12 protein-coding genes are annotated in these 10,259 nt (G+C 35.1%); 8 read left to right on the top strand and 4 right to left on the bottom strand.

Translation table 11 applies throughout. The annotated features are described in order from the left end of the window. Positions 1 to 105: 105 nt before the first annotated feature. The 5 genes from JOD18_RS23650 to JOD18_RS23630 all read left to right on the top strand — a co-directional run bounded on the left by JOD18_RS23650 (position 106) and on the right by JOD18_RS23630 (position 2,575). Positions 106 to 537 carry a VOC family protein gene (locus tag JOD18_RS23650; protein ID WP_204671897.1) on the top strand — a complete coding sequence of 144 codons (432 nt, stop codon included), beginning with the start codon at positions 106 to 108 and terminating at the stop codon, positions 535 to 537. Between the two features lie 107 nt (positions 538 to 644). Continuing rightward, positions 645 to 1,022, top strand: a complete 378-nt coding sequence (locus tag JOD18_RS23645; RefSeq protein ID WP_204671895.1) for a MerR family transcriptional regulator — start codon at positions 645 to 647, stop codon at positions 1,020 to 1,022. 71 nt (positions 1,023 to 1,093) lie between these two features. Next, positions 1,094 to 1,618, top strand: a complete 525-nt coding sequence (locus tag JOD18_RS23640; RefSeq protein WP_204671894.1) for a DUF5946 family protein — start codon at positions 1,094 to 1,096, stop codon at positions 1,616 to 1,618. A gap of 15 nt (positions 1,619 to 1,633) precedes the next feature. After that, positions 1,634 to 2,212: an MBL fold metallo-hydrolase gene (locus JOD18_RS23635; protein WP_204671892.1), complete on the top strand. Its 579-nt coding sequence runs from the start codon at positions 1,634 to 1,636 to the stop codon at positions 2,210 to 2,212. Positions 2,213 to 2,386: 174 nt separating this feature from the next. Next, positions 2,387 to 2,575 (top strand): CsbD family protein, encoded by a 189-nt coding sequence (locus JOD18_RS23630; protein ID WP_204671891.1) that lies wholly within the window; start codon positions 2,387 to 2,389, stop codon positions 2,573 to 2,575. 524 nt (positions 2,576 to 3,099) lie between these two features. Here the strand turns inward: JOD18_RS23630 and JOD18_RS23625 are convergent. Together JOD18_RS23625 and ku are read right to left on the bottom strand one after the other, a co-directional pair. Then, positions 3,100 to 3,480, bottom strand: a complete 381-nt coding sequence (locus JOD18_RS23625; protein ID WP_204671889.1) for a YhjD family protein — start codon at positions 3,478 to 3,480, stop codon at positions 3,100 to 3,102. A 586-nt stretch (positions 3,481 to 4,066) separates the two neighbouring features. After that, the gene (ku, locus tag JOD18_RS23620) at positions 4,067 to 4,942 is read right to left on the bottom strand and encodes a non-homologous end joining protein Ku (protein WP_204671887.1); all 876 of its coding nucleotides are present in this window, start codon (positions 4,940 to 4,942) and stop codon (positions 4,067 to 4,069) included. A gap of 89 nt (positions 4,943 to 5,031) precedes the next feature. On the opposite strand from ku, the gene JOD18_RS23615 reads away from it, so the two are divergent. Then, the gene (locus JOD18_RS23615; RefSeq protein WP_204671885.1) at positions 5,032 to 6,813 is read left to right on the top strand and encodes a DNA ligase D; all 1,782 of its coding nucleotides are present in this window, start codon (positions 5,032 to 5,034) and stop codon (positions 6,811 to 6,813) included. A 156-nt stretch (positions 6,814 to 6,969) separates the two neighbouring features. On the opposite strand, the gene JOD18_RS23610 is transcribed toward JOD18_RS23615, so the two are convergent. Then, positions 6,970 to 8,229 (bottom strand): Y-family DNA polymerase, encoded by a 1,260-nt coding sequence (locus JOD18_RS23610; protein WP_204671884.1) that lies wholly within the window; start codon positions 8,227 to 8,229, stop codon positions 6,970 to 6,972. 159 nt (positions 8,230 to 8,388) lie between these two features. Here JOD18_RS23610 and JOD18_RS23605 point away from each other — a divergent pair, with 159 nt between their 5' ends. Further along, positions 8,389 to 8,706 carry a YolD-like family protein gene (locus tag JOD18_RS23605; protein ID WP_204671883.1) on the top strand — a complete coding sequence of 106 codons (318 nt, stop codon included), beginning with the start codon at positions 8,389 to 8,391 and terminating at the stop codon, positions 8,704 to 8,706. A gap of 382 nt (positions 8,707 to 9,088) precedes the next feature. On the opposite strand, the gene JOD18_RS24490 is transcribed toward JOD18_RS23605, so the two are convergent. After that, positions 9,089 to 9,301, bottom strand: a complete 213-nt coding sequence (locus JOD18_RS24490) for a GNAT family N-acetyltransferase (RefSeq protein WP_338029609.1) — start codon at positions 9,299 to 9,301, stop codon at positions 9,089 to 9,091. Between the two features lie 34 nt (positions 9,302 to 9,335). On the opposite strand from JOD18_RS24490, the gene JOD18_RS23595 reads away from it, so the two are divergent. Further along, complete coding sequence (locus JOD18_RS23595; protein ID WP_204671882.1) at positions 9,336 to 9,632, top strand: MBL fold metallo-hydrolase; 297 nt, start codon at positions 9,336 to 9,338, stop codon at positions 9,630 to 9,632. Positions 9,633 to 10,259 lie beyond the last annotated feature (627 nt).

Below are 10,259 nucleotides of genomic sequence, written 5' to 3'. Positions count from 1 at the left end.
TATTCCTTGACTTACCTAATGTTTTTAATATTAATCAATGAAAATTAGAGAAAAACAGCGATATTTTAAGAAAATGAAAGTATATTGAGGGAGGAGAGAACATAAATGGAATTTTATCCTATGCCTTTTTTTGTAAAACTTTCTGTAAGCAGTATAGAAAATTCTCTTAGATGGTACAAATATGTACTAAATTTTGAATCTGTGTTTGAATTGCCAGGGAAAAATGGGGAAACTATAATGGCTCATATTCGAGGTAAGAAGTATCAGGACATAATGTTGGTTTTAGATCAAAATGAAATAGATTCTACTGGGAAAGGAATTAATCTTAACTTTAATGTAGAAGATGTGGATAGATTTTCAGATAGGGCATGTAAAGCTAATGCAGTAGTTGTTGAAGGTCCAATTGATCGTCCTTGGAATACTCGTGAACTTGTATTAAAAGACCCAGATGGCTATATTATTACACTTTCGATGGGGATAGATAAAAAAAAGGCTTTTTATGATGTTATTGATCAAGTAAAGCATACAACGAATTGAGTTGAATGGAAGAAATAAAGACACTCGAACTAACATTTAAACAAATTAACTTTGGAAATACACTAATGGGACGGCGTTCTTTCTTATAGTGTTCAGAGGAGGTGCTTATGATTTTAACTACTGGTCAATTTGAACGAGCAACAGGTATTACCCAAAGAACGATTTCCTATTATAACCAAATCGGTCTTCTTTCAATAAAGAAATATAATGGAAAACGGATGTTAACTGATTTAGATTTAATCATTCTTGTAAAAATATTTATTATGAAAATTTCAAACCGAAGATTAAAAGACATTGGAAACACAAACTTGGAGTCTCTTTCCTTATTTGATTTAATGAAAGATTTGGAAGAAATGAATGAACAAATCTTGCATTTGCTAATTTGTTTAGAACAATTTGAGAATGAACTGTATCAACGGGATCATATCATTAATTTATTGTATTATATGAATATTTTTTTACAAGAATATGTTGAAAAACATTAGATTCTGATAAAACACCTGGAGATTATTAGGCTATATATTCCTTAATTATATAAATTATGAAAGGTGATTCTATGCAAAACATTGAGCGACAAGCGAAAAAAAAAGGTGTGAAGCTAGATCGTTACGGACGATGCCAATTTTGTGGTTCTGATACTAAGGGTGGAGTTTTTGAGTGTTTTGAAGTTTTCAATTCCAATGCTGGAAATTTCGCTAATTTGTCGAGTCAATCCCAATTTATTTATGCTGATACACATTGTTTGCAGCATTCAGAAGTCCATGGAACATGGAACAACAATTTCCATCTCACAAGACAATATTTAATTCTCGAAAAATATGTAAATTGGGATTACTCAAAAACATCTCAATTAACCAATACTTTGGATAAATATAAATTAACACATCCTGAAGCAGTGATTCCTGCCCTTTCTCCATTAGAAAGAGGACAATTTACCATTACAGATTTAATTGGACATAAACAAAATAAATGTAATATGATGCTATTACAATGGGCAAATGATGTATATCAGGCGTATAAAAAATACCATCCGATTGCAAAAGTAGTGGGGGATCTCTTTATAAACAAATTTGAAAAATAATAAATGGAGGATAAAATGAACGTCGTAAATATAGGATATGGATCAACGAATTATTATGCGGTAAATCACCAAAAAACATACCTATTAATTGATGTAGGCTTACCTGGCACGTTTGGAATGATGAAAAACCAATTACAAAAATATGGTATTCACTTTAAAGATATTCAATATTTAATTGTAACGCATTTTCATCCTGATCACTGTGGAATTGCGCAAGAAGTACAATCTCTAGGCGTTGAGATGATCATTAGTAGAACTCAACTGGATTTTCTTGAAACAGCAAATGAATCCATGAAAAAATACTCTAATTACAAAAAAATAAACATAGATTCAAAAAATATACTCAACGAAAATGACAAAAACTCATTCTATGAGAGATTTGGCATGCCAGGATATATGCTTCATACACCTGGCCACACTGATGATTCTATAAGCATAGTTATTAAAGGTTTAGGTATTTTCACAGGTGATTTGCCGTTGGTAAACCAAACGTATTTTGCATCTAGTAAAAAGGTTGAAGAAAGTTGGGCTCAGATCAGAAATACGAATGAAAAAAGGATATTCCCTGGTCATGGTAATAGCTTTACATTTTGAATTCAAACAACTGATATGAGAATGCAGCTTGATGGCAGTATTATTATAGCTATTTAAAGGGGGATTGTAACAAATTAGAACCTTTTATAATGCTCCTGCTTATATTTTTATGTTTATACATTATGCTCGACAGGGTAAACAATTGATGAAAATATTTCTAGGAGGTGTATAAAAATGAGTGATGGATTTAAAGATAAAATTAAAGGTGCGGGAGACAAAATAAAAGGCGAAGCAAAAGAGGCACTAGGTAAAATAACAGATGACAAGAAAATGCAAGCAGAAGGAAAAGTTGACAAAGCTAAAGGTGTTGTAAAAGATAAAAAAGGTGATATCAAGGACGCACTAGATAAGTCTGATGAATAGTATGATAATGAAAATAGTTCTTACTATAGATATGTAATAAGCCCCTCATTCACTAGGTGAGGGGCTTGATTTTGTCTAAAATCTTTCCTCTATTTCTTCAATTTGCCCTCTCAAATTGCTGACCACTGCCATATGTTCAGTAATACCTATCAATTGGAGGGGGGGTTATTTTAAATATTATCCATCCGGCGATTGATATTTGATGAAATAGTATTAATGTAACCATTTGGTTGTATATCGTTGTTAGCCAACACAAGTTTTATCCAACTGATATAACAGATGTTACTATGCATTTATGTGCATTTTGTCCTTAAATAAAATCGTTCATGTATCAGCATTTATAGAATTTTAATCATGATTATTCCACCCTGAAATTTTTTGTTTATAATATACACATCTTATCTTAGATAATCAATAGCATTAATGAAAGGATTTAGATTTTTATAACAAAGCTGGTCTGGTATTCGGCTTTCTGGGGGCGCAAATATAGTCAAGCCCTAACATTTAATAGCTGTCTGTTACAGTTAATTAACCTTTCTATCCTTTGAATCCATAGATTGAAACAAATCTTCTATAATCGTCAATACTTTCCTTCTAATCGCAGGATTATAATAACTGCGCTTTTCTTCTTTATTGTTTACGAAATAAGTATAGACAGTAAAATCTCGCCTTTGACCGGAACGCTCTACTTTCAACCCATGATCCCTCATGGTGACTATTAAAAACTGCCGTTCTTCCTTTGCCATCTCTATAGCTGATTCTAACAATCGAATGTAGGGATCGTTGATACGAAATATATGATTATTACGAATCTTCGTTAAATCGCCTTGCAGCGTCTTTATGGCCATCGACAAAAACAAATACCGGCTGGCTATTTTATATTCTTCATCAGATATATATCGCATATTGTTCACTCCTTACGCAAGGAACGTTTGTTCTTATTATATGCAGATAGAGAGAAGATTATCAATGGTAATTAATTGAATTCATATCTTAAAATTTGGCATATCTAGCTATAAAGGAACGACAAGCCAAAACACGCAGTTGCTTAATAAAATGCACTTAGGAGCTGAGCCTAAAGTCAGTAAATTAAGTTCAACTGTTAACTAAGCTATACGCAACCAGCCAAAAAACGTGAGAAAATCTCCAATTATAGGGACAATAGACACTATCAAGAATAGTTAAGGCGAAATCCTATTCGTTTAAAAACAACAGAGGGTAGTATATTGAATTTAGCCTAAGCATGAAATGGCCGTCAAATTCAAACTGATTTATCCAATTGACTTAGTAATAAATATCTAGTAAAATATACTTAAGTCGAAGTTTCTCAAATGAGAAACCCTTGGCGTCCTTTAAGGGCGTCTTTTTTTTATACATAAAAGGGATGATGTAATTATATATTGATGTTTGCTATAGATATGTAAAAGGCCCTCGTTTAGTGGTGAGGGCTTGTCTTATTTCACATTTTGATAATATGTGGGCTAGTTTACTTTACGAAGTAGCCTTTTTCTTCTTTGCACCTGTCTTGGTAGTAGTCGCTTTCTTTTTTGTGGTGGTTTTCTTCTTTGGCTTCGTTGTTTTTGGTTTTTCACTTTTAGCTCGATTCAACGATTCCTGCAGTGCATCCATAAGGTTAACCACATTGTCTGGCTTCGATTTAGGCTCTCCGCCAATTTCGATTTCCTCATTATTTTTCTTGGCTTCTATAAATTCCATAAGTGCGGTTCTGTAGTCGTCCTTATATTTCTCTGGCTCAAACTCAGTTGTAAGTTGGTCAATCAAAAGCTTAGCAGTATCCAATTCTTTTGCGTTAACCGATTCTTGACTCGGTACATTTGGCACGTCTCCGACAGCTCTCACTTCATCGGGATAATGTATTGTTTCTACCACTATAGCATCTTTGTATACCCTGATGATGGCAAGTTGCTCTTTAGAGCGAATCATCATCTTTGCAATGCCAATCTTACCAGTATCCGTTAAAGCCTCTCGCAATAGAGCGTATGCTTTTGTACCGCCTTCGTTGGGGGATAAGTAATAGCTTTTCTCAAAATAGATCGGGTCGATTTCCTCTAACTGAACAAAATCAATAATTTCTACAGCTTTGTCTTCCTGTTCCTTTTTGAGAGCTTCTAATTCCTCATCATCCAGAACTACAAACTTGTTGCTTGCATATTCATAGGCCTTTACAATATCCTCATTTTTAACTTCTTCTTCACAATTTGGACAAGTCTTTTCATACTTAATTGGTGTTTTACATTTCTTATGCAGCTGCCGCAGTTTAATGTCTTTATTTTCCGTAGCTGCGTGCATCTTTACAGGTATGTTGACTAATCCGAAACTGATTGTACCTTTCCACATTGTGTGCATTTTTCCGTACCTCCTTTTATATTTTATTTTGCGAATTTGTATGTTTTTTATACAGAGATATGAGGAACCCTATCATAGAGGTGATGTAGATGGATTGGATGAAACCGATAGAAAGGTCTGACATACCAGAAGGTGATGAATGGCTGTATGAGGTGAAGTATGACGGTTTCCGTTGTGAATTAAGCTGGACCGATAAAAATATTATGTTGATAAGTAAAAATGGACATATTTCAAGTAAATTTCCGGAGATTATCAATTGGTGTAAGGAAAATTATAATCATTTCAAAAACAAGCTGCCTTTAAAACTTGATGGTGAGCTGGTTATCTTAAACCATCACTATCAAGCGAATTTTCCTAAAATACAGATGCGTGGCCGAATGAAAAGTATGGAACGGATTGAAAAACAAGCTAATCAAAGACCGGCAAAATTAATGGTGTTTGATATAACGGAAATAAGAGGGGACAAGTTGCTTCAGGACAAGTTAACTTTACGGAAAAAAATACTTCACCAAACCTTGCAACCTGTTTCCGATAATGCAGTTTTAAAATGTGTAGAAACATTTACATCTATGGAAGAAATACAAAAGGTTGTTTCAGCATCTAAGGGTGAAGGAATTATTGCCAAGCGAAAGGATAGCACTTATCAAAAGGGGAAAAACCACTATGACTGGTTTAAAATAAAAAATTGGAGAGTGATCCAGGGAATTTTAACAACGTACAATCCAAGTAATGGTTATTTTGCTGTTAATGTATTAGATGACGATAAATTAATAAGTATAGGAACATGCAAGCATGGGTTGCAAAAAGAATCAATGGAGACAGTGAAACAACTATTTAAAGAGCAAGGGGAATTAATAGGTGGTAGTTATCACCTGCCGCCGGCAATAACCAGTACAATCTATACATTAGATTTATATAGTGGAGAGTTAAGGGAGCCTTATTTCAAAAGCATTAATCCCAATACTTCATATACCGTCTGTACATTGGATAAATTGCAACTGGACATGGCTCAGCTTCCAATTGAAGTTTCGAACACAGAAAAATTTCTATGGCCTAATGTATTTACAAAAAAGGATTTGTTAGTTTATATTAGAGAAATTTCTCCTTGGATGTTGCCCTTTTTAAAAACAAGAGCATTAACTACTATTCGTTGTCCGGATGGAATTGATAAAGAATCATTTTTTCAGAAAAACCTTCCAGATTATACACCGGATTATTTATCATCTGCATCTAATAATGGCTTAATTATATGCAATCAATTGAAAAGTTTAGTATGGTTAGCGAATCACGGCTCTATCGAATACCATATCCCTTTTCAAAGAATAAAAAGCGAATATCCAATTGAAATTATATTTGATTTAGATCCACCTGACAGAGAAAGGTTTGATTTAGCTATTCAAGCTGCACAAATGATTAAGCCTTTATTAGACGATTTGAATCTAATTTCTTTTGTGAAGACATCGGGAAATAAAGGTTTGCAGATCCATATTCCAATCCCTGAGGGAAGTATGACATATGATGAAACAGCAGTATTTACACAAGCGATCGCTTGGACGTTGGAACATGCTTATCCTGATCTATTTACTACAGAGCGATTAAAGAAAAATAGAAAAGGGCGTTTATATATTGACTATGTTCAGCACGGTCAAGACAAAACTTTGATTGCTCCTTACTCACCACGAATGACAAAAGAGGGGACGGTTTCAACTCCACTGTATTGGCATGAAGTGAATGAAGACTTGACTCCTGCTGCATTTACAATCGGGAATGTAATAGAACGAGTACGCGAAATAGGGTGTCCTTTTACAGAATACTTTGAAGTGGGGCATAATCAGCAATTGGATAAGGTATTAAAAATGGTAAGAGAGTAGAATGCCTGGTAGAGGTGATTCATTCACCTTATTGTGAGGAGGCACCTATTCAGCATTTGAACAGACATCTCTATTTAAATAGTCAGCGAAGGATTTCGATATAGAATCGTATTATGAAGGCCTTTCCATAGGGTTCGAGCCTGCAATGAAGCAGGCTCATGCAAAATGACCACCAATTTTTTTGCTGCGTTCAAGAGTGATTCCAGACTTTGTATAACTTGAGGCACGCAAAATGGCAGCTGGCCCGTATTTATCTTTAATGTCGTCCATGACTCGCTCAAGAGTCGTATTATCTTTTTTATCAAATAGGGATAGTTGCTGACCATAATAATCGTCTATTTTGGATAAAGATACTGAAACTCGTCTGACTGGACTGAATCCGTCATAAAATTTATTAAAGAGAGTCATACAGATCTCGTGTACTTTCATTGTAGAGTTAGTTGCTGCATCGATAGACATCGACCGGCTAAAACCCCCACCACCAACCATGTCAATAGAATATCCTATAGATAGATGGATGGTTCTCCCTGCTTTACCGTCTTTTCTTGCTCGTTTGCATGTTTCATCACATAAATCCAATAAAACTGTGCTAATCTCATGCCCTTCATAATCCCTCAAAAGAGTGATTCCATTACTATACCCTTTTCGTTCCTGTACCACAAAGTCTCCTATGACAGGACTAAGATCAATACCCCAAGCATGCCAATAAAGTTGTTCACCCATAACGCCATAAATATATTTTAATTTTTCCAAAGGATAGTTAGCTAATTCACCTAATTTGAAAATACCTAATCTATGCAGCTTTTTTTCCATTTTCGTTCCGATACCCCAAATTTTTTCTATGGGTGTTGGCCATAAAAGCCTTTTAACATCTTCATATCGGCATTCAACAATCCCAGTAGGTGACTGTTTAGCGTGGATGTCCATGACCACTTTAGCGAGAAATTTATTATCACCCAAGCCTATAGCTGATGTAAGTCCGAATTGCTCTAATATCCTATCCTGTATCATATGGGCAGCTTGTAACGGAGAACCATATAATTTTCTTGTTCCATTTAGTGTAACCCATAGTTCATCGATCGAATAAACATGTACAGCTTCAGGTGGAACAATAGAGTATATCATTCTTGTTATTTCGACTGATACATCTAAATAGGATTTCATGCGAGCAGGTGCAATCACGATATCTTTGTCTTTAGGAATTTCAAAGAAACGGCTAACATTTTTTAAGCCATATTTTTTCTTAAGGGCGGGAGAGGCAGCTAATACCACACTGCCTGATCTGTTTGGATCACCCACGACAGCAAGCAGCGCTGTCATGGGATCAAGTCCTCGCATGACTGCTTCCACACTAGCATAAAATGAACGTATATCTATACATAAAACGTCATGTCGTGGATATTTTGAATAATTCATTATCGCCATCACCTTTCAAAATAGAACTCTTGTTCTTATGTTATGCCTCAAAAATTTATTTATCAATGGTAATTTTTCCTTGTTTTAAAAAGGCCGCGATAGTGATATCATAAAATGAATAGAACAAATGTTCTTTGAGTGGGCGGGAGGGATAGTCGAGTGGGTGTAAACGATAGAGGTACCAAGAAATGGTCATCAATGATGCTGCCAGAACATGTAGTTGAACTTAAAGAATTGAGAAAGGAAGTGTCACTACAGCAAAAACCAATTCTTGACGAACAACAATTTCAGGAATTTAATTTTCGTTTGGTTTTAGCGCAAAAAGACAATTTATGTGTAGAGGTAAAATATTTCCATTCAGGCAGCATAAAAATCGTAAAAGGTTATGTGGACACGATAAACTATTTAGATCAGTATATTATGATTGATGAAAAAAGGATAATTTCAAATGATATAATAGATGTAAATATATTGTAAACATAATCCATGTGAACTGTTTAAAAATCCTTGGATAAGTATTGATAATATACAAAAAGGGTTCTAATGCACTGTATCTTAAGGATCGTATCCGCAAGTAGAACCGGCGGATACTCTTTCAAGGCTGATAGATACGGGGCTTGATTTAGTAATTAATTGGTTTGGCAGCTGCAATAAGAATGGTCTCTGTTAATAGAACTGGTTTTAAATTCCCTGCCGACAATGGCAGTTTGTCTCACTATTGCCAAAATGCTTAGTGATTGCTTAAAACAACAGAGGTTTCCATTTGTCTTTCTGGTACATTCCAATATTTTTTTAGTAACTTATTCTTTTGATCTGAAGGAACAAGTTTGAATTCATGTTTTCTGTAAAATGTGACAGCTCATTCAGCAGCTTCCCAAGTTCCAATTAAAACCGGTTTATCTGTTGCTTTCAACAAGTGAGACAGAAGCTTGGAGCCTATCCCTTTGTTGCGCTGATTCGTTTTAACATAGGCATGTCTGATTAAGGAAACAGCTCCTTTATCCTGCATCCCCATAACGCCGAGTATTCTACCGTCCTCCTCAAATCCCCAAAATATAACCCCATCACTGATTTTATGGTTTAGTTATGAAGGATCAGATACTGCCTTGTGGCTCATCAAAAGTAAATCGTATTCCATCTATTTTAGCGGTGATAGTGGCTATGGAAAGCATTTTACAGAAATAGGGACAAGTTTTGGCAAAATTGACTTGGCCATCTTAGAATGCGGGCAATATGATAAACGATGGAAGAATATACACATGTTCCCGAAAGAGGTGATTCAGGTAGCAAAAGATTTGCATGCCGTATTAACTCTCCCTGTTCATTGGAGGATGTTTAACTTAGCCTTTCATTGGGATGAACCGATTAGAAGTGTCACCAAAGAAGCAAATCAAGCTCTTTAACAACACCAAAAATAGGAGCACCTGTCCCGCTGGGAGGCAAGGCTCCGAGATGTAGGTGGTGGGAAGAACTAGTATAATGCCGTACTTTGATTTTATCGTGGAAAAGGGTTTAAAAATCACCCTTTTCCAATTGGTTAATAAGTGTGGAAAAATCGACACCATCGTTTCCCGAAGTGAGTCCATTGTTTAAGGCCAATAGGTCTGACATAATGGTTATCCTGTGTTTGTTATAATGAAGCTTCCTTTATCCTTTTTAGATCAGCTCCCTTTATTGAATCGTCAATGACTTCAAAGAAGTATTCTTTATTTGGTGTTAATTCAAGTGTGATTTTTTTTAATGGTATTCTATTTTTCTTTTTACCTATCAATGCAAATTCGAATGTAGCTTCGCCTTCTAAGTCAAGGTCTTCTTGATCAATGTACTCCTTGCTGAGTGTGTCGCCTTTTTGTATGTTGGAGCCATCAGCATTACTTATACCGCCTGTAGTTTTATCCGTGCTGATTTCTATGGAGTAAAATTCAAAATTAGTATCTCAACTTTCGCACCTAGAAAAATTTAACGAAATCAATAAGCTCAAGTGCTTGTAGTTACTATAATAGGCTCCTTGACAAAGATTTAAAACAAGA

Source organism: Gracilibacillus alcaliphilus (assembly GCF_016909015.1).
Taxonomy (GTDB): Bacteria; Bacillota; Bacilli; order Bacillales; family Amphibacillaceae; genus Gracilibacillus; species Gracilibacillus alcaliphilus.
This window is presented reverse-complemented; position numbering and strand designations above follow the sequence as displayed.